Genomic DNA, 17937 nt, shown 5'->3' on the forward strand with positions numbered 1-17937 from the left:
CAGAATAGGGGGCTCTTTCCTGGAAACCGGCTGCCGTCACTTCAAATGATGAGAAAACCCCTGACGCGGACCGTCCTTTGCATGCTCGGCGGTGCCGTCGCTGCGACGCTTGTCGCGCTGTGGATCGGCGAGCTGACCGTCCGGCGCCAGCAGCACATCGACACCGGCGAACTGGCCGAGAACTACATCTCGCGTTCCGACAAGATCAACGCGGAAGCCATCACCGCGCTGGCCGAAGTCGGCAGCGGCACCGATGCCTCCTGCTCGACCACCGAAGTCTCCCGTCTGCGGCGCATCGTCCTTTCTTCGCAATACCTGAAGACCGCTTCCCGCGTGCGCGACCGCCACTTCTATTGCAGCTCGACCGCCGGCAGCATCGATCCGCCGGTGCCTGTGCCGGAACCGGACTTCTCGACCGAGAACGGCAGCAATTTCACCTTCGACACGCCCGAACTCGGCATCCCCGGCGCGCGCGCCATGGTGATCGAAAAAGGCAGCGCATCGGTTTCGCTCAATGCGCACGTCTATTCGGAGATGGTCGACAGCCGGCTCGATTACGCCGTGGTCGCCGTGCAGGGCACCCAGCGCCGGCTCTTCATGGCTTCGGGCACCGACATTCCGCTCGAAGATGTGCCGCTCCAGAACGGCGAGTCGATGGAAATCGGCGGACGCCTCTTTGCAGTGCGCTGCTCGACGATCTACGCCAGCTGCATGGCGGCGGCGTTGCGCGAACCGCCGTCGATCCTGGCTTCGCCGGTGATGCTTGAGTTCGGCATCTTCGGTCTGCTGATCGGACTCAGCGGCGGCCTGGCCGTGAGTTCGATGCTGGGACGCTCCAATTCGCTGGGCCGGCAACTGCGCACCGCCCTGCGCTCGGGCAAGCTGCGCATCGTCTACCAGCCGATCGTGCGTCTGTCCGACCGCCGTCGCACCGGCGCCGAAGCGCTGCTGCGCTGGACCGATGCCACCGGGAAGTCGGTGAGCCCCGATGCATTCATTAGCGTGGCCGAGCAGGACGGATTCATCGGCGAGATCACGCGTTTCGTGATCAACCGCGTGCTGGCCGAACTGGGCGACGATCTGCGTCGCAGGCCGGATTTCCAGGTAACGGTGAACGTCGCCGCGAGCGACATCCTGGACAACAGCTTCCTGCCCTTCCTGCAGGCGCGACTGGTCGAAGCCGGCCTGGCGGCGGCGAGCATCGGCCTCGAAGTGACCGAGCGCACCACGGCCAACAGCCGCGAAATGGGCCGCGGCATCGCCCGCCTGCGCGAAGCCGGGCACAAGGTCTATATTGACGATTTCGGCACCGACTATTCGAGCCTGTCGTACCTGTCGCGGCTGCGGGTCGACGCGATCAAGATCAACCGCACCTTCATGCAAGCGCTGCACGACCAGAGCGACAAGGACACCATCGCGCCGCAGATCGTCGCGATGGCCGAAGTGCTGGGTTTGAGCATGGTGATCGAGGGCATCGAGGAAGAGCAGCAGGCGGCCTACTTCCTGACGCTGGCACCCAAGGCGCTGGGGCAGGGCTGGCTGTTCAGCAAGCCGGTGGAAGCGGCGCGGCTGTTCGGGGTCTGAAAACCCGGAGCGGGATCGCGCTCAATTCAGGCTGCATTCACGAGCGACTCCTACGATTCGCGGATGCATCCGCCGCGTTCCCACCTCAGTTCGATCGCCCGCCGCATGGCGTGGTGGTGGTGCATGGGCGGTGTCCTGCTGACGATGTGCCAGCCCTTTCTCGCCGCGCACTTCCGCGTCGACGGATGGGAAGACGAACCTGGGTTCCGCATCCGCGCCGGTGATCTGGTTCGCTTCGAGGCCGACGACCGGCAGGACCATCCCGACGATCGCGAGACGACGCTTTTCGTGTCGCCGTCCGCCAGCGTCGACCTGCCGGATGCTTTCCAGAACGGCATCGACGGCCTGATGGCGCTGGTCCTGCTGATCCTGCCGTTGTCGATCTTGCTGCCGGGCCTGGTACCGCCGGCCGTACGCGAGCGGCCCGACTTCGTTCCCACGCGCGGCGGTGCGCCGCCCCCTGTCGCACCCTGGCAGCGACTGCCGCCCCAGACCGCACCACCCCTGACGACCTGAACCAACGGCGCCCTCGCGGCGCCTCGTGTTCCGCTGCCTGCCGCAGCGGGATGTTTGTTCCTGGTCGAAAGGTTTTCTCCGATGCACGCACTGAATCTGCGTCTCTTTCAATGGATGGCTGCGGGGTTCCAGCCGCATCCCGCCCTCCTCGGGCCGGCCTCGCTCATTGCCTCCGGCGGTCCGTGGATCTGCATCGCCATCATGGGCTGGATCGCCTGGCGCCAGCCACGCCATCGTGGCTTCGTGATGGCAGCCCTGGTCGTCGCCGGCATTACGTCGCTGCTTTCGCACGGCCTGTCCACGGCGCTGCATGTATCGCGCCCGTTCGTCGTGGGCCTCGGTCCGGCGTATGTCGCGCACAGCAACAGCGGATCGATGCCGAGCACGCACGCTTCGGTGATGTTCGCGGTCGCGCTGCTGTTCCTGCTGCGCCCCGGCCTGCGGCGATACGGCATCGCGATGTTCGCGCTGGCCGCCTTCACCGGCTGGGCACGCATCTACGTCGGCGTGCATTTTCCGGCCGACATCGGCGCCGGACTACTGCTGGCCTGCGCTGTGGCCGGCGTGTTCATTTTGCTGCGACGGCTTCTGGCGCGTCTCGGCACATCCGGAGGCGTCTCGTGAAGGCGTGGCAGCGCGCCTTTGCCCATCCGCCGACCGTCGTCGCCCTGCTTTTCGTCTGGCTGGCGATAAGCGCGTGGATCCGACCGTTCAACGCGCCCGACGAAGGCCGCTACGCCGGCGTCGCCTACGCCATGTTGCAGTCGGGCGACTGGATCGTGCCGCGCCTCGACGGCCTGCCGTTCTTCCACAAGCCGCCGCTGTTCTATTGGCTCGGCGCGTCGGCGATGGCGGTCTGGGGTCCGCTGGAATGGGTCGCGCGCCTGCCGTCGGTGATCGGCGGCACGCTGGCCGCGGCGGCGCTTTTGCTTTTCCTGCGGCGCTGGTCGACACCGCAGCGCGCGATGCTGTCGGCGGTCGTGCTGGTGACGATGCCGTTTTTCCACCTGGGCGCGCAGTTCGCTAACCTGGACATGCTGGTGGCCGGCTGCATCGCGGCGACAGTGCTTTCGGCGACTTGGGCCACGCTGGCCGCCGAAGAAGGCACCAGGTGGAAGAAGCCGCTCGCGGCAGCCTATCTTTTCGCGGCTTTGGGCGTGCTTTCGAAGGGGCTGATCGGTGTCGTGCTGCCCGGCCTGGTGCATGTCGTCTGGTGCACGATCACCCGGCGGCCGCGCGCGCTCAAACTGCTCGCGTGGCCGCCCGGCTGGGGAATTTTCCTGGTCGTCGGCGCGCCCTGGTTCGTGGCGATGCAGATGCACTTCCCGGAGTTCTTCGACTACTTCGTCGTCACCCAGCACTTCAGGCGATTCGCCACCGCCGAATTCAACAATCCCTACCCGTTCTGGTTCTACCTGCCGGTGATCGCCGGGCTGACGCTGCCCTGGTTCGGCTGGGCGCTCGTCGCGACCTGGCGACGCCGGGCCGGCAGCCGGTCGTTGTCCGACGTCGATCTGCTGATGGCGATCTGGCTGACGGTGATCGTGATCTTCTTTTCGATACCGCGCTCCAAGCTCGTCGGCTACGTGCTGCCTTGCCTGCCGCCGCTGGCCTATCTCATCGCTGCCGTGCTCTCGCATTTCACGCAGTCCTGGAAGATTCCGGCGGCGCTTCGCTGGACTGCCGTCGGCGCGGCCGTGCTGTGCGTCGGGTCGGTGCTGGCGGCCGCACGCTTCGCGACGCCGCCGGGCGCGCGCTTGCGGCTACCGGCGGGCGAAGTGCTTGCGGACGGCGACCGGATCGTCATGCTCGACACGTACTACTACGAGATACCGCTCTATTGGAGATTGAAGTCACCGGTGACCGTCGTCGGACCATGGCAGGCCTCAAGGCACAGCTTGAAGGACGACTGGCGCAAGGAATTCGGCGATGCGGCCCGCTTCGACCCGGTGCGCGCCGCAGATCTGCTGCCGGAAGAATCCGCGCTGCCCTCGCTGCTGTGCCAACCGCGCACGACCTGGCTGATCGCCCGGACCGATGCGCTGAAGACCCGCAGCTGGCTGGCGAAGAAGGTGCCGGTCGTATCGAACGAGCAGGTTGCGGCATGGCGCTTTTCCGGGATGGCGGATTGTCCTTTCCCATCGGCAGAACAACGTCGGACGCCGGATCCGGAGACGAAAGTCCCGCTGCTTTAGCGGAGCGTCAGGCGGAAGTGCGGCAGCGCGGCGGGCGGATGCTGCCGGCGCCGCTACTGCTTGGCCGCTTCGAGCGCGTCGCGCGTCTGCAGCGCGACCCGGCGCGCGGCATCTGCGAAATCGTCGCCGCTGGACGCGTAGCAGATCGCGCGCGAGGAGTTGACGATGATCGGCGCGTCGCTGCGCCAGCCGGCGCGCACCGTGGCAACCGCATCGCCGCCCTGCGCTCCGACGCCGGGAATCAGCAGCGGCACGGTCGGCGCCAGTTCGCGCACGCGCTCGATTTCCGCCGGATAGGTCGCGCCGACCACGAGCCCAAGCTGGCCGTTGAGATTCCATGGACCCTGGGCCAGGCGTGCGACGTGTTCGTACAACAATGGCTCGCCTTCGACACTGGCCAACCGCTGACCCTGCAGGTCGGCACCGCCGGGGTTGCTGGTGCGGCACAGCAGGAAAGCGCCCTTGCCTTCATGCTGAAGATACGGCGCCACCGAGTCGAAGCCCATGAACGGCGACAGCGTGACCGCATCGGCGCCATAGCGTTCGAAGGCTTCGATGGCGTACTGCTCGGCGGTGGAGCCGATGTCGCCGCGCTTGGCGTCCAGGATGATCGGCACATCGGGCGCCACGCGGCGGATGTGCTCCATGAGTCGCTCCAGCTGGCCTTCGGCACGGTGCGCAGCGAAATAGGCGATCTGCGGCTTGAAGGCGATTGCCAGGTCGGCGGTCGCATCGACGATGCGCGCGCAGAAATCGTAGATCTTGTTGGCATCGCCCTTGAGGCGGGACGGAAACTTGGTCGGCTCGGGATCGAGGCCCACGCACAGCAGGGAGCGGTTCTGTCGCTCGGCGGCGCGCAGTTGTTCGATGAAAGTCATGCCGGGATTTTAGGTGGCGCCTAGCAGGGCTAAGGCGCGACCTGGTCGGCGGCAAGACACAGGTCGGCCCAGGCGCGCGCCTTGTCGGCCATGTTTCGCAGAAGATAGGCCGGATGGTAGGTCGCCACGACCGGTACGCCATTCAGCGCAGCCATCGGAGCAGCGCGACCGCGCAGACGTCCCAGCGGCTCCGTGCTCCGCAGCAGGCTCTGCGCCGCCAGCGGACCCATCGCCATGATCACGCGGGGCGCCAAAGCTTCAGCCTGCGCAAGAAAACCATCTGCGAACGGATGCGGACTGCCGTCCCGGCCCGAGGCGATTCCGCGGTGCGTGCGCATCAGATGGACCGGCAGCGCACCGACATGGAGCTGCAACGCGCGCAGCATGTTGTCGAGCAGCTTGCCCGCATCGCCGGAGAACGGTTCGCCATGGCGGCCGTCGGTATCGGGCGGCATGTCGGCAACGATCAGCCAGCCGCCCAGACGCGCGGACGCCTCGCCGTCGGCATAAAGACGGCGCGGCGAATCGATGAGGACGGTGGCTGCGCCGTTGGAGATGGTGATGGCGCGCGACGCGATCGCGGGAACCTGCGCCGGCTCGGCTGCGGTCGCCACTGCGGCTGCTGCCGCAAGCGGCGGCGACGCAACCGCAGCCACAGCCGCAGCGGTGGTCTTGGCAGTTGTTTCGGCCGTGGCTGTGGCTGTGGCGGCTGCAGGCCACCACACCTTCACCCCCATCTCGTCGAGCATCGCGCGCTGCCGCGCATCGAGGTTCATCCGATCAGCCCGCCCCAGGCGCTGTTCGGCTCGTTCAGGCGCAAGCTCATGACGACGGCGTCCTCGCGCCCGCCGTGCGCAGGGTAGTACGCCTTGCGCATGCCGACGCGGCGGTAACCGTGGCGCTCGTAGATCTGCAGTGCGCGCTGGTTGCTTACGCGCACCTCCAGCCAAAGCCACTGCGCACCCTGACCGCGCGACCATCCGGCAAGCGCCTCCAGCATCAGCGGCGCCCAACCCTGGCGCTGGAAGGCCGGCGCCACGGTGATGTTCAGCAGGTGCACTTCGTCGACGCCTTTCATGGCGACGAAATAGCCGATGACCGTGTCGACACCCGCGGCGGCACCCGATCCCGGGCCCAGAAGCACCTGGCAGTGGTAGCCGGCAGCCATCGAGTCGATGAAGTTGGCGCGGGTCCACGGATGGCTGTAGGCGGTCTGTTCGACCGCGCAGACGGCGTCGAGCAGATCGACGCGCAGGTTGTCCAGACGGGCTTCCAGAGGTTGCAGGACGGCGCTCATGACTGTGGGGTTTCGATCTTGGCCAGCTTGAGGGCCATGCGTTCTTCGGTGGTCTGCGCGACTTTATCGCGGACGTAAAGCGGGCGGGCGTCGGACGGCGCGACATCCAGGCCTGCGGCGAGCAGCGCCGGCGCAAGGCGGAGCATCGCCTCGGCGGTGGGCAACACCTCGTGGCGCGCCGCTTCCGTTTCGGGCGGGAGCCGGTCGCCGTAGGCAGCGAAGGCGTTTCCGGCGAGCGCCCAGCCTGCGGGTACCGCGACCTCCTCGGGCGCGAGAACCTGCACGTCGCGATCGACGCCGGACGGCTCCGACACGCGATCCAGGTCGTACATCGCCGAATAGACCTGGTCCATCCGCGCATCGAGCACCGCCACCACCCGTATCGCGCCGAAGCGATACCGCGCTTCTTCGGCCACCGCCTGCAGCGTGTCGACCGGCAGCAGGCGTACGCCGGCTCCGAAGCCGAGCCCCTGCGCCACCGCACAGGCCGTGCGCAAGCCGGTGAAGGAGCCGGGACCGCGACCGAAGGCGATGGCATCGAGCTCGCCCAGCGACAGGCCGGCCTCGGCCAGCATCGAGCGGATCAGCGGAAGCAGCGTCGTCGACGACTGCGCGCCGCCAGCGCCCGTGTGCACGACCAGTCGCTCACCATGCTGGACCGCGACGGACAGAGTGTCGGTGCTGGTGTCGAAGGCGAGCAGGCGGGGCGAGGAAGCGGGAACTGAAGCTGGAACGGACGCGGACATCCGCCGATTATCGAGGCCGGGATAATCCACCGATGTTCGCGTCCGCTCCAGTCTCCGCTTTACTCTGTCGCCCGCTCGTCGGATCCGTGGTCCTGGCACTTGCCGTGTTCGCGGCTTCCGGCACCGGCGTGCAAGCGCAGAACATGCCGGTCGAAGTCGAAAACGCGCTGGTTCGTGCCAAGGTGCCGCGCGACGCGGTCACGCTGCTGGTCGCCGATGCCGATGCCGCCCGTCCGCCGCGCCTGGCCTGGCGCCAGCAGGTGCCGATGAATCCGGCGTCGATCATGAAACTGGTCACCACCTACGCCGCGCTCGACCTGCTCGGCGCGGCCTACACCTGGACCACACCGGTGTTCGTGGACGGTCCGATACGCAACGGCGTGCTCGAAGGCAACCTTTACATCCAGGGCCAGGGCGACCCGAAACTGGTGCTCGAACGTCTGTGGCTGCTGCTGCGTCGCGTGCAGGGCCTGGGCATCCGCACGGTGCAGGGCGACATCGTGCTCGACCGCAGCGCCTTCGAAGCGCTCGATGCCGACCCGTCCGCGTTCGACGGCGAAGGTCTGCGGCCCTACAACGCGTCGCCGGACGCCCTGCTGGTCAACTTCAAGTCGGTCGTCATGACTTTCGTGCCCGACGCCGCGACGCAGACCGCGCGCATCACCTACGAACCGCCGCTGGCCGGCGTAGCCTTGCAGGCATCGGTGCCGCTCGTGCCGGGCGCCTGCGGCGACTGGCAGACGGCGCTGAATGCAGCGCTGGCCGATCCGGCGCAGCTGCGTTTCGCAGGCAGCTATCCGGCATCGTGCGGCGAAAAGACCTGGGCAACCGCGTACGCCGATCCGCGCAGCTATGCGACACGGGCGGTCGGCGGCATGTGGGCGGAAATGGGTGGCCAGACCGGCGGCCAGCTGCGCGACGGTCGCGTGCCGCCGGGCCTGAAGCCGGCGTTCGAGATCAGCTCGCCGCCGCTGGCCGAGGTGGTGCGCGACATCAACAAGTTCAGCAACAACGTGATGGCGCAGCAGCTGTTCCTCACGCTTGGCCTGCAACAAAAGAGGCGCGGCACGCTTGAAGCCTCGCGCGCAACGGTGCGGCAGTGGTGGAACGAGCGCATCGGCACCGGCGAGGGACAGCCGGTGTTCGACAACGGTTCGGGCCTGTCGCGCGACGAGCGGATCACTGCGGCGGAGCTGGCGAAGATGCTGCAGGTCGCGTGGCGCTCGCCGGTGATGTCGGAACTGATGTCGTCGCTGCCGGCTTCGGGCGTGGACGGCACGCTGCGTCGACGTGCGCTGCGGTCGGGTGGTTCGGCGCATCTCAAGACCGGCACGTTGCGCGATGCGGCGGGTGTGGCCGGCTTCGTCGACGGTGCCAGCGGTCGGCGCTACGTGGTGGTCGCGATCGCGAACCATCCGAATGCCGCAGCGGCGCGGCCGGCATTCGACGCGCTGGTCGACTGGGTCACGCAGGACCGCTGAGCCGGCGCCCGAGACGAGGATCAGTTGTAGCGCGACTCCGGGTCGGTCAGGGAAAGCGAAGCGCGGTAGGCGGCGCGGCCGGCGATCTTGGTCTGCTCGACCAGCGTCTTCCAGTGCTCTGCCTGGTCGTACGGCGACTGGCGCACCGGACGCATGATCAGGGTCTGGCTCACATCTAGCAGCGCGCTGGCAGACGCCAGGCAACACTGGATGGCGATGTGCTCGGGCCCGTCGGAAGCAATGGCCGGCTCGCCGTCCATGCGCGCCAGAACTTTCCCGATGGCTGCACGTGCGTTGTCGATCAACGCCGTTTCGCTAAGCGGGTGAGTCATCTCTTCTCTCGGTGAACTTTATTCTTCATCGGGCGTGATGTTGCCAGCACCGGCCACTCTAAAAACACTGAAATCCGACTCAAAAATAAACAAAAGTATTCCGGTCGCCGGAGTCTTTTGTAAATGAGGAATTAAGTCGCAGCCGCCCTGCGCAACCGGTCACCGACACCCTCCCATTCAGGCGTCTCCGGAGGGGTTTCGATCCAGATCAGGCGCACGGCGCGGGAATCGAACTCGCGCAGCACTGCAAAAAGCTGCTGCGCCGTGGCGACCGCATCGTCGGGCATGCGGCGCTGCAGCACGCGCTGCGAGCGGACCTTCAGCGGACTGCGCGCCCAGACCGCGATGTGCGCCGCCTGCGCGCCGAGCACGTCGAGCGCTGCCTGCAGCGCCTTCGCATCCATCAGCCTGACCTTGGCTTCGGGCGCGTAGTGCGATGCCAGCGTCCCGGAAGCGCGCGGATCGGGCGCGGCCAGGTCGTGCGGATTGCGCAGCGCCTCGCCGCAGGCCACTTCGATCTGCGCGCGCGAAATCGCACCCGGCCGCAGCAGCACCGGCACGCCCCGGCTGCAGTCGACGATGGTCGATTCGATGCCGACCTCGCATGGTCCGCCGTCGACGATCGTCAGCGCATCCCCGAACTCGTCGTAGACGTGCCGTGCGGTCGTCGGGCTCACGCGGCCGAAGCGGTTGGCGCTCGGTCCGGACAACCCGGCGACGCCGAGTTCGGCGCAGGCTTCGAGCAGCGCCTGCGCGACCGGGTGCGCCGGGCAGCGCAGGCCGATGCTGTCCTGCCCGCCGGCCGATGCGCTTGCTACGCCAGTCTGGCGCGTGACGATCAGCGTCAGCGGACCGGGCCAGAAGGCTTTCACCAGTTTCTGCGCGAAATCCGGCAGCGGCTGCGCGAACCGCGACAGCGATTGGGTGCCGTGCGCGCCGGCCGCGATGTGGACGATCAGCGGATGGTCGCTCGGCCGGCCCTTGGCGCGGAAGATGCCCGCGACCGCTTCATCGCTCGCCGTATCGGCGCCCAGGCCGTAGACCGTTTCGGTCGGGAAGGCGACCAGTTCGCCGGCCCGCAGCCGGCGCGCGGCCTCGGCGATGGATGCCGGCGATTGCCCGTCGAGGATCACGATCGCGCTCCGCTCATTCCGACAAGGGAATCGGCAGGCCGAGCAGCGCCGCCGCGAAGTCCGCCGTGCTGCGCACCGTGTCGATGTCGGCGCCGGTGATGTTCAGGTGCCCCATCTTCCTGCCGCGCCGCGCCTCGGACTTGCCGTAGAGATGCAGATGCGCGCCCGGCAGCGCCAGGATGTCGGCCCAGGGAGGCTCGCTGCCGTCGGTGTCTTCGTCGCCGGCGAACCAGAGATCGCCGAGCAGGTTCAGCATCACAGCCGGGCTGTGCTGGCGCGGCTGGCTCAGCGGCAGGCCGGCCAATGTACGCACCTGCAGTTCGAATTGCGACACGTCGCACGCGTTCATGGTCCAGTGGCCGCTGTTGTGCGGGCGCGGCGCCATTTCGTTGACCACCATCGCGCCGTCGGCCAGCACGAAGAATTCCACGCACAGCACGCCGACGTACTCGATGCCCTCGGCGATCGAGCGCGTGGCCTCGACCGCGCGGCGCCCCTGCACGCCGGGAATGCTGCCCGCGTGCACCTCGGTCACGGCGAGGATGCCGTCGCGATGCAGGTTGCGCTGCGGCGGGAAGTTGACGATCTGGCCGTCGTGGCCGCGCGCGACGATCACCGAGCATTCGTAATCGAGCGCCATCAGTTTTTCGAGCACGCACGGCACGCCGCCGGTGGCGTCCCAGGCGGCGGCAAGTTCTGCACGCGTAGCAACGCGCTGCTGACCCTTGCCGTCGTAGCCGAGCCGCGCGGTCTTCAGGATGCCGGGCAGCAGGTCGTCGGCGACGGCGTCGAGTTGTGAAACGTTTTCGATCACGGCGTACGGTGCGCAATCGACGCCGCAGCGCACGAAATGCGCCTTCTCGCGGATGCGGTCCTGCGCGATCGCCACGGCGGCGGCGGCAGGCGCGACAGGGCGTGCGACGGCGAGGTTTTCAAGCGACGGCGCGGGCACGTTCTCGAATTCGGTCGTGATCGCGTCGGCCAGTCCGGCCAGGCGCGCCAGCCCGTCGACATCGGTGTAGCCGGCCTGCACATGATGATGGCTGACGCGGCCGGCGGGGCTGTCGGCATCGGGGTCGAGCACCGCCGTGAAATAACCCATCTGCTGCGCGGCATGCACGAACATGCGTCCCAGCTGCCCGCCGCCGAGCACGCCGAGCGTGGCGCCGGGCGCGAGATACGGCATCTCGCTCACAGCGCGCCTCCGCCCTGCGGCGAGAACGGAGAAACCGCCGACGCCGAAGCCAGCGATACGGTCGACGGTGCCGAAGCTGCCGAGCCGGCAATGTTGTCCGGCGGCGGCAATTCCATCGCCTCGGCGACGGCGGTCTGGCGGGTGCGGAAGTTGTCGAGCTGCATGCGCAGGGCCGTATCGCCCCGCGCCGCATCGGCCGCCGCGATCATCGCTACCGCGAACAGCGCTGCGTTCGCCGCGCCGGCTGTGCCGATGGCAAACGTCGCGACCGGCACGCCCTTGGGCATCTGCACGATGCTGTAGAGCGAATCGACGCCCTGAAGATGCTTGCTGGCGACAGGGACGCCAAGCACCGGCACCGTCGTCTTGGCAGCCAGCATGCCGGGCAAGTGCGCCGCGCCGCCCGCGCCGGCAATGATCGCGGACAGGCCGCGTGCCGCCGCGCGCTCGGCGTAGGCGAACATTTCGTCGGGCATGCGGTGGGCCGAGACGACGCGTGCTTCGTGGCCGATGCCGAATTGCGTAAGAATCTCGACCGCGTGGCGCATCGTTTCCCAGTCGGAATTCGAGCCCATCACCACGCCGACCTGGATAGTTTGGTTCATGGTCGCAATTTTACGTTTCGCACCCATCTGGATCCGATGATCGATATCACTCTCGCCAACTTCCAGTCCGAACTCGTCGAGGCTTCGGCCACCACGCCGGTTCTGCTCGACATCTGGGCCGAATGGTGCGGCCCCTGCAAACAGCTCGGCCCGGTGCTCGAAAAGCTCGAAACCGAATACGCCGGCCGCTTCACGCTGGCCAAGCTCGACGCCGACAAGGTGCCGCAGATCTCTACCCAGCTGTCGGAAATGTTCGGCGTGCGCAGCATTCCGTTCTGCGTGATGTTCGTCGGCGGCCAGCCGGTCGACGGCTTCGTCGGCGCGATTCCGGCGGACAAGATCCGCGAATTCCTCGACAAGCACGTGCCGGCCGCCGAAGAGCTGGAAGCCGCCGCCGAGGAGGAAGCCGCGCAGGACGCGCTGGCCGAGGGCGATACGGAAGGCGCGCTCGAAAAGCTGCAGCACGCCGTCGCCACCGATCCGGCGAACGACGATGCGCGCTTCGACTATGTGAAGTTGCTGTTGCTGATGGACAGCGTCGATGATGCCAAAGTGGCTTTTGCGCCGGTCATTTCCAAGGCCGCGACGGTGCGCCGCTTCGATGCATTGCAGCGCTGGATGGACGCCATCGACTTTGCGCAGCCGGTGTCGGGCACGGCGCCGACGCTCGATGCGTTCGACGCGAAGATCGCAGCCGGAAAGCGCGACTTCGACGCCCGCTTCGGCCGCGCGCGTCTGCTGATGCAGGCCCAGCGCTGGACCGACGCGATGGACGAACTGCTCGAAATCCTCATGCGCGACAAGACGTGGAGCGAAGACTTGGCGCGCAAGACCTACATCGCGATCCTCGAAATCATCGAGCCGCCGAAAGCCAAGGTGGCGGACGGACAGATTCCGGCCGACGATCCGACCGTGGCGACTTACCGCCGTCGGCTGAGCAGCGTCGTGCTGAGCTGAACCGGAACAACCCAAGGAGACTTCATGCGCCTGCACGCCCGCCTCGCCGCTTTCACGCTCACCCTGGCTGCCGGTTCGGCGCTGCTTGCAGGTTGCGCCGCCAGCGTCAGCCTCGACGAACCGATCGAATCGCGCACATGGCGCCTGACCAGCCTGGGGCTGCAGCCGGTTCGACCGGGCCCGGCCGGTGTCGATCTGCAGCGCGATCCACAGTTGCAGTTCGAGGGGGCGCGCGTGACGGGCTCCGGCGGTTGTAACCGCATCACAGGCAGCTACCAGCGCACCGGCCACGACCTGAAGATCGGTCCGCTGGCAGCGACGCGGATGGCTTGTGTGGAAGCGGACCGTGCCACGCTCGAGACCGGCTTCCTCGGCGCGCTGCAGGCAACGACCAGCTATGCGCTGGTCGGCAGCCAGCTCACGCTGCTGGATGCGGGCGGCAGGACGCTGGCTGTGCTGGAAAGCCGCTGATAGCTCAACCGGTCAGCCGCTCCAGTGCCTCGCGGTACTTCGCCGCCGTCTTCTCGATCACCTCGGCCGGCAGGCGCGGAGCCGGCGGCGTCTTGTCCCACGGCTTGCCGTTGATCTTCGTGTGCTCCAGCCAGTCGCGCACGAACTGCTTGTCGTAGCTCGGAGGATTCGCGCCGGTCGCCAGCGCCTCCTCATAACCTTCGATCGGCCAGTAGCGCGAACTGTCGGGCGTCAGCACTTCGTCCATCAGCACCAGTGTGCCGTTGGTGTCAAGACCGAACTCGAACTTGGTGTCCGCAATGATCATTCCCTGCGTCAGCGCGATCTGGGCCGCGGTTTCGTAGAGCGCGATGCTGATCTCGCGGATCTGCTGGGCCAGCAGCGGCCCGACAACCTCGACCACGCGGTCGTAGCTGATGTTCTCGTCATGCTCGCCGGCTGCCGCCTTGGCTGCAGGCGTGAAGATCGGGCGCGGCAGCTTGCTGGCGTTGGACAGGCCTCGCGGCAACGGAACGCCGCAGACGGCCTGGTTCTCCGCATATTCCTTCCAGCCGCTGCCCGCCAGATAACCGCGCACAACCGCCTCGACAGGGATCGGCTTCAGCCGCTTGACCAGCATCGAGCGGTCGCGCACCTGCGGCACCTCGTCGGCGGTGACGACGCTTTCCGGCGATTCGCCGGTCAGGTGATTCGGGCAGATGTGGCCGAGCCGCTCGAACCACCACAGCGCCATCTGGGTGAGGATCACGCCCTTGCCGGGAATCGGCTCGCCCATGATGACGTCGAAGGCACTGAGCCGGTCGCTCGCCACCATCAGGATGCGGTCTTCGCCGACGGCATAGTTGTCGCGCACTTTTCCGCGCGCGAGCAAGGGCAGGCTTTGGATCGAGGAGGTGTGGACGGTCGTCATGGTGTGAAGAAAAGTGAGAAATACGCGACGAACAGGATTGTGCGCGCAGAAAAAAGCCACCGCGAGCGGTGGCTGTGCGGCGGGGCACGAAGCCCCGCGCGTCTCCGGGTCGTCAGCTCAGGTGATGGAAGCCTGATAGATCGATTCGATGGCCTTGTCGAGCGAGGCGTCGAACTCGGCATCCGACTGCTGGGCGCTCAGGCCTTCGGTCAGCGCGCGGCTGAAGCTGGCGATGATGCCGGGATTCTTCGACAGGTGGACGTTGGCCTGGTCGCGCGGATAGCCGCCCGACAGCGCAACGACGCGGATCACGTTCTTGTGCGCGACCAGCTCGCTGAAGAAACCTTCGACGGTCGGCAGCGTCAGCTTGAGCATCACCTTAGAGCCTTCGGGAAGCGCGTCGAGGCGTTTCAGAAAGCCGTCCTTCAGCAGCGCTTCGGCTTCCTTCTTGTCGGCGGCACCGATCGACACTTCGGGCTCCAGGATCGGCATCAGGCCGGCAGCGAGGATCTGCTGGCCGACCGCGAACTGCTGGTCGAGCACCGCGGCGATGCCCTTCTCATTGGCCGAGTTCACCACCGAGCGCATCTTGGTGCCGAAGATGCCCTTGTCGGCTGCGCGCTTGAGCAGGGCGTCGAGTTCGGGCATGGCCTTCATGGTCTGAACACCGTCGACTTCGTCCGACAGGCCCTTGTCGACCTTGAGGAACGGCACGACCTGCTTCTTTTCCCAAAGGTAGGTGGCTGCGTCGACGCCGTCGATCTGACGGTCCATGGTGGCTTCAAACAGGATCGCGCCGATGACGCGTTTGCCGTCGAATGCCGGGCTGGTCACGATCCGGCTGCGCATGGCGTGGACCATGTCGAACATCTCGGCATCGCCCTTGTAGGCACTTTCCTCGACGCCGTACAACTTGAGCGCCTTGGGAGTGCTGCCGCCGCTCTGGTCCAGCGCGGCGATGAAGCCCTTGCCCGTGGTGACTTGTTTCAGTTGTTCCTGGTTCACTGTGTCGCTCTCTCGTTCGTGGCCGTCGGAACGGCGATGGTGGGGTTGGAAGGTGAACTATTGTATCGATGCCGTCCGGGCCTTCCCAGGCGCCAACCCCACGAAATCCAGGATCGGAGGCACCACCGGCCCACCGATCCAGCGGATCGGCTTCGCCACCGCGCCGATCAGCGTGACGTGGCTCAGGTCGTCGAATTCCCTGGTTTCGACGCGCACGCCGGCTGCGCGCAGCTTCTGCGCCATCTGCTCGGTATTGCGCACCGGATCGACGAGCTTGTCCTTGCTGGCGGCCATCAGCAGCGCGGGCGGCGATGCGGCCGTGACGTGATGGATGGGTTGCGAGTCGCGCGGCGTGTCGGGCCAGTTGAAGGCACGCTGCGCATCCGGGTCGCCCATCGGCAGGAAGTCGTAGGGGCCGGCCAGGCCGATCCAGCCGGCCAGCTGCTTCGGACTGGCACCGACCTCGCCCAGCCAGCGCGGGTCGAGCGCGAGCATGGCCGCGTTGTAGCCACCGGAACTGTGGCCCATCGCATAGACGCGCCTGGGGTCGGCGCCGAGCCGCGCCGCGTTGTCGATTCCCCATTTTAAGGCTTTGGCACTGTCCTGCACGAACACCGGGTAAGTCACCTGCGGCGACAGCCGGTAGTCGGGAATCACGACGATCGCGCCCTGCGACGCCAGCGCTTCGCCGACGAAACGGTACATGCCGCGGTCGCCACTGCTCCAGGTGCCGCCGTAGAAGAAGACGATCAGCGGCCGTTGCCCGACAGCGGCCGAGCGTGCGGGAAGCGGCTGGTAGATGTCCAGCTTCTGGCGCGGCTCGACGCCATAGGCGATGCCGCTTTCGGCGATGTAGGTGTTGTCGGGTGTCAGCCGATCGACCAGCTTGACCGGCGAACACGCGGAAAGAACGACGGCGGAGACGGTGGAGACGGCAGCGACGACCGCCAATGCGGCGACGCGGCTGAACCGGGCAGGAGTTTTCATGCTGCTTGTACGCAGCACGAAAGAAAACGGATTCCCGTCAGGTCGCCCGGCAGATCTTCAGCATGTTGGTGCCGCCCGGTGCGCCCATCGGTTCGCCGCAGGTGATCGCGTAGACGTCGCCGCTCTGCACGATGCCGCGCTTCTTCAGATGAGCTTCGGCCTGTTCGAGCGCCGTGTCGCGGTCGGTCTGCGAATCCATCAGCAGGGGACGCACGTTGCGATAGAGCGCCATCTTGCGCTGCGTCGCGAGGCGCGAGGTGAGCGCGTAGACCGGGATGTGTGCCGAATGGCGACTCATCCAGAGCGGCGTCGAGCCCGATTCGGTCAGCGCGACGATCGCCTTCGCGCCGAGGTGATGCGCCGTGAACAGCGCGCCCATCGCAATCGCCTGGTCGATCCGGCCATAGGTGTGGCCGCTGAAGTCGGTGTCGCGGGCAGTGTCCTCGGCCTGCTCGGCGGCTTCGCAGATGCGACTCATCTCCTGCACGGTCTGGAGCGGATAACGACCCGATGCGGTTTCGGCACTGAGCATCACGGCGTCTGTGCCGTCGAGCACGGCGTTGGCGACGTCGCTGACTTCGGCGCGTGTCGGCACCGGGTTGGTGATCATCGATTCCATCATCTGGGTCGCGGTGATGACCACGCGGTCCATCTCGCGGGCCATGCGGATCATCTTCTTCTGCAGCGCCGGCACTGCCGCATTGCCGACCTCGACCGCCAGATCGCCCCGCGCGACCATGATGCCGTCGCTGGCGCGCAGGATCTCCTCCAGGTTGGGGATCGCCTCGACGCGCTCGATCTTCGCGATCATCCCCGGACGATGGCCGAATTCGGCAGCCGCCACGTTGCACAACTGGCGCGCCATTTCCATGTCGGTCGCGTTCTTGGGAAAGCTCACGGCCACATAGTCGGCCTGGAAGCTCATCGCGGTCTTGATGTCTTCCATGTCCTTGGCTGTCAGCGCCGGCGCGGTCAGGCCGCCGCCCTGCTTGTTGATGCCCTTGTTGTTGGACAGCTCGCCGCCGAGAACCACGGTGGTGATCACCTGTTCGCCGCGGACCGCGTCCACCTTGAGCACGATCAGGCCGTCGTTGAGCAGCAGGCGATCGCCGGCTTTCACGTCGCGCGGCAGGTCCTTGTAGTCGAGCCCGACCTCGTCGATGTCGCCGAGCTCGGTGCGACGGGCGTCAAGCACGAACTTAGCGCCGGGTTCGAGCCAGATCTTGCCCTGCGCGAATTTGCCGACGCGGATCTTCGGTCCCTGCAGGTCGGCCATGATGGCCACTTCGCGCCCGGTGCGGCGCGCCGCCTCGCGAACCATGACGGCGCGGTCGATGTGGTCCTGGGCGGTTCCGTGGCTGAAATTCAAACGCACGACGCTGACCTTGCTGTGGATCATCTGCTCCAGCAATTCGATCGTGTTCGATGCCGGTCCGAGCGTTGCGACGATCTTCGTCGCGTGCCTGGGAATGCGTATTGTTTCCATGCAGCGTCTCCTGGTTTGCACTTTTGGCACAATTCTCACATAAGGGTATGACTTCGCACGATATGCAAGCGGGTGCCGATCTGGTATCGAATCGCCGCTTCCTTGATATCCGTCATGGCCGCCCACGATGAATACGGTACGGTGCGATCCAGCACCGCG

18 protein-coding genes and 1 pseudogene are annotated in these 17937 nt (G+C 66.8%); 7 read left to right on the forward strand and 12 right to left on the reverse strand.

Features of this window, described 5'->3' with window-relative positions:
* Positions 1-48: 48 nt before the first annotated feature.
* The 4 genes from ACSFA3_RS15745 to ACSFA3_RS15760 all read left to right on the forward strand — a co-directional run bounded on the left by ACSFA3_RS15745 (position 49) and on the right by ACSFA3_RS15760 (position 4295).
* Positions 49-1584, forward strand: coding sequence for an EAL domain-containing protein (locus ACSFA3_RS15745; RefSeq protein ID WP_435506421.1), 1536 nt, complete (start codon positions 49-51; stop codon positions 1582-1584).
* 63 nt (positions 1585-1647) lie between these two features.
* Positions 1648-2100, forward strand: a complete 453-nt coding sequence (locus tag ACSFA3_RS15750) for a hypothetical protein (RefSeq protein WP_435506422.1) — start codon at positions 1648-1650, stop codon at positions 2098-2100.
* Positions 2101-2181: 81 nt separating this feature from the next.
* Positions 2182-2724, forward strand: a complete 543-nt coding sequence (locus ACSFA3_RS15755; protein WP_435506423.1) for a phosphatase PAP2 family protein — start codon at positions 2182-2184, stop codon at positions 2722-2724.
* Positions 2721-4295, forward strand: coding sequence for an ArnT family glycosyltransferase (locus tag ACSFA3_RS15760; RefSeq protein WP_435506424.1), 1575 nt, complete (start codon positions 2721-2723; stop codon positions 4293-4295). The genes ACSFA3_RS15755 and ACSFA3_RS15760 overlap by 4 nt, the downstream gene beginning before the upstream one ends.
* A gap of 53 nt (positions 4296-4348) precedes the next feature.
* Here the strand turns inward: ACSFA3_RS15760 and pyrF are convergent, their stop codons facing one another.
* From pyrF to tsaB, 4 genes are read right to left on the reverse strand one after another with little or no spacing between them, the layout of a single operon-like run.
* Positions 4349-5173 carry an orotidine-5'-phosphate decarboxylase gene (gene pyrF, locus ACSFA3_RS15765; protein ID WP_435506425.1) on the reverse strand — a complete coding sequence of 275 codons (825 nt, stop codon included), beginning with the start codon at positions 5171-5173 and terminating at the stop codon, positions 4349-4351.
* 29 nt (positions 5174-5202) lie between these two features.
* Positions 5203-5949 carry a uracil-DNA glycosylase gene (locus ACSFA3_RS15770; RefSeq protein ID WP_435506426.1) on the reverse strand — a complete coding sequence of 249 codons (747 nt, stop codon included), beginning with the start codon at positions 5947-5949 and terminating at the stop codon, positions 5203-5205.
* A complete protein-coding gene (gene rimI, locus ACSFA3_RS15775) occupies positions 5946-6470 on the reverse strand; it encodes a ribosomal protein S18-alanine N-acetyltransferase (protein WP_435506427.1) in 525 nt (174 codons plus the stop codon). The genes ACSFA3_RS15770 and rimI overlap by 4 nt, the downstream gene beginning before the upstream one ends.
* A complete protein-coding gene (tsaB, locus tag ACSFA3_RS15780) occupies positions 6467-7216 on the reverse strand; it encodes a tRNA (adenosine(37)-N6)-threonylcarbamoyltransferase complex dimerization subunit type 1 TsaB (protein ID WP_435506428.1) in 750 nt (249 codons plus the stop codon). The genes rimI and tsaB overlap by 4 nt, the downstream gene beginning before the upstream one ends.
* A 32-nt stretch (positions 7217-7248) precedes the next feature.
* Here tsaB and dacB point away from each other — a divergent pair, with 32 nt between their 5' ends.
* Positions 7249-8697, forward strand: coding sequence for a D-alanyl-D-alanine carboxypeptidase/D-alanyl-D-alanine endopeptidase (dacB, locus tag ACSFA3_RS15785; RefSeq protein WP_435506429.1), 1449 nt, complete (start codon positions 7249-7251; stop codon positions 8695-8697).
* Positions 8698-8717: 20 nt separating this feature from the next.
* Here the strand turns inward: dacB and ACSFA3_RS15790 are convergent, their stop codons facing one another.
* From ACSFA3_RS15790 to purE, 4 genes and pseudogenes are all read right to left on the reverse strand, one after another.
* Positions 8718-9029, reverse strand: coding sequence for a hypothetical protein (locus ACSFA3_RS15790; RefSeq protein ID WP_435506430.1), 312 nt, complete (start codon positions 9027-9029; stop codon positions 8718-8720).
* 131 nt (positions 9030-9160) lie between these two features.
* Positions 9161-10162: an L-threonylcarbamoyladenylate synthase gene (locus ACSFA3_RS15795; protein ID WP_435506431.1), complete on the reverse strand. Its 1002-nt coding sequence runs from the start codon at positions 10160-10162 to the stop codon at positions 9161-9163.
* Between the two features lie 13 nt (positions 10163-10175).
* Positions 10176-11348 (reverse strand): 5-(carboxyamino)imidazole ribonucleotide synthase, encoded by a 1173-nt coding sequence (locus ACSFA3_RS15800; RefSeq protein WP_435506915.1) that lies wholly within the window; start codon positions 11346-11348, stop codon positions 10176-10178.
* Positions 11349-11458: 110 nt separating this feature from the next.
* A pseudogene (purE, locus tag ACSFA3_RS15805) lies at positions 11459-11962 on the reverse strand (5-(carboxyamino)imidazole ribonucleotide mutase); the annotation flags it as partial.
* A gap of 36 nt (positions 11963-11998) precedes the next feature.
* Between purE and ACSFA3_RS15810 the strand changes: the two are divergent.
* Together ACSFA3_RS15810 and ACSFA3_RS15815 are read left to right on the forward strand one after the other, a co-directional pair.
* On the forward strand, positions 11999-12919 hold the full coding sequence (locus ACSFA3_RS15810; protein WP_435506432.1) for a tetratricopeptide repeat protein: 921 nt from the start codon (positions 11999-12001) through the stop codon (positions 12917-12919).
* Positions 12920-12943: 24 nt separating this feature from the next.
* Positions 12944-13390, forward strand: coding sequence for an META domain-containing protein (locus ACSFA3_RS15815; RefSeq protein ID WP_435506433.1), 447 nt, complete (start codon positions 12944-12946; stop codon positions 13388-13390).
* A gap of 4 nt (positions 13391-13394) precedes the next feature.
* Here the strand turns inward: ACSFA3_RS15815 and ACSFA3_RS15820 are convergent, their stop codons facing one another.
* From ACSFA3_RS15820 to pyk, 4 genes are all read right to left on the reverse strand, one after another.
* A complete protein-coding gene (locus tag ACSFA3_RS15820) occupies positions 13395-14300 on the reverse strand; it encodes a phosphoribosylaminoimidazolesuccinocarboxamide synthase (protein ID WP_435506434.1) in 906 nt (301 codons plus the stop codon).
* A gap of 117 nt (positions 14301-14417) precedes the next feature.
* Positions 14418-15305 carry a fructose bisphosphate aldolase gene (locus ACSFA3_RS15825; RefSeq protein ID WP_435506435.1) on the reverse strand — a complete coding sequence of 296 codons (888 nt, stop codon included), beginning with the start codon at positions 15303-15305 and terminating at the stop codon, positions 14418-14420.
* 57 nt (positions 15306-15362) lie between these two features.
* Positions 15363-16292 (reverse strand): alpha/beta hydrolase, encoded by a 930-nt coding sequence (locus ACSFA3_RS15830; RefSeq protein ID WP_435506436.1) that lies wholly within the window; start codon positions 16290-16292, stop codon positions 15363-15365.
* A gap of 37 nt (positions 16293-16329) precedes the next feature.
* Positions 16330-17778: a pyruvate kinase gene (gene pyk / locus ACSFA3_RS15835; RefSeq protein ID WP_435506437.1), complete on the reverse strand. Its 1449-nt coding sequence runs from the start codon at positions 17776-17778 to the stop codon at positions 16330-16332.
* Positions 17779-17937: the final 159 nt, after the last annotated feature.

It is taken from the genome of Variovorax glucosi (assembly GCF_051216695.1).
Taxonomy (GTDB): Bacteria; Pseudomonadota; Gammaproteobacteria; order Burkholderiales; family Burkholderiaceae_C; genus Variovorax.

Coding starts and splice junctions, on each gene's coding strand:
- ACSFA3_RS15750 (WP_435506422.1), top strand. CDS start 1,648: ATGCATCCGCCGCGTTCCCACCTCAGTTCGATCGCCCGCCGCATGGCG.
- ACSFA3_RS15755 (WP_435506423.1), top strand. CDS start 2,182: ATGCACGCACTGAATCTGCGTCTCTTTCAATGGATGGCTGCGGGGTTC.
- dacB (WP_435506429.1), top strand. CDS start 7,249: ATGTTCGCGTCCGCTCCAGTCTCCGCTTTACTCTGTCGCCCGCTCGTC.
- ACSFA3_RS15815 (WP_435506433.1), top strand. CDS start 12,944: ATGCGCCTGCACGCCCGCCTCGCCGCTTTCACGCTCACCCTGGCTGCC.
- tsaB (WP_435506428.1), bottom strand. CDS start 7,216: ATGTCCGCGTCCGTTCCAGCTTCAGTTCCCGCTTCCTCGCCCCGCCTG.
- ACSFA3_RS15820 (WP_435506434.1), bottom strand. CDS start 14,300: ATGACGACCGTCCACACCTCCTCGATCCAAAGCCTGCCCTTGCTCGCG.
- pyk (WP_435506437.1), bottom strand. CDS start 17,778: ATGGAAACAATACGCATTCCCAGGCACGCGACGAAGATCGTCGCAACG.
- ACSFA3_RS15830 (WP_435506436.1), bottom strand. CDS start 16,292: ATGAAAACTCCTGCCCGGTTCAGCCGCGTCGCCGCATTGGCGGTCGTC.
- ACSFA3_RS15800 (WP_435506915.1), bottom strand. CDS start 11,348: ATGCCGTATCTCGCGCCCGGCGCCACGCTCGGCGTGCTCGGCGGCGGG.
- rimI (WP_435506427.1), bottom strand. CDS start 6,470: ATGAGCGCCGTCCTGCAACCTCTGGAAGCCCGTCTGGACAACCTGCGC.
- ACSFA3_RS15770 (WP_435506426.1), bottom strand. CDS start 5,949: ATGAACCTCGATGCGCGGCAGCGCGCGATGCTCGACGAGATGGGGGTG.
- ACSFA3_RS15745 (WP_435506421.1), top strand. CDS start 49: ATGAGAAAACCCCTGACGCGGACCGTCCTTTGCATGCTCGGCGGTGCC.
- ACSFA3_RS15810 (WP_435506432.1), top strand. CDS start 11,999: ATGATCGATATCACTCTCGCCAACTTCCAGTCCGAACTCGTCGAGGCT.
- ACSFA3_RS15790 (WP_435506430.1), bottom strand. CDS start 9,029: ATGACTCACCCGCTTAGCGAAACGGCGTTGATCGACAACGCACGTGCA.
- pyrF (WP_435506425.1), bottom strand. CDS start 5,173: ATGACTTTCATCGAACAACTGCGCGCCGCCGAGCGACAGAACCGCTCC.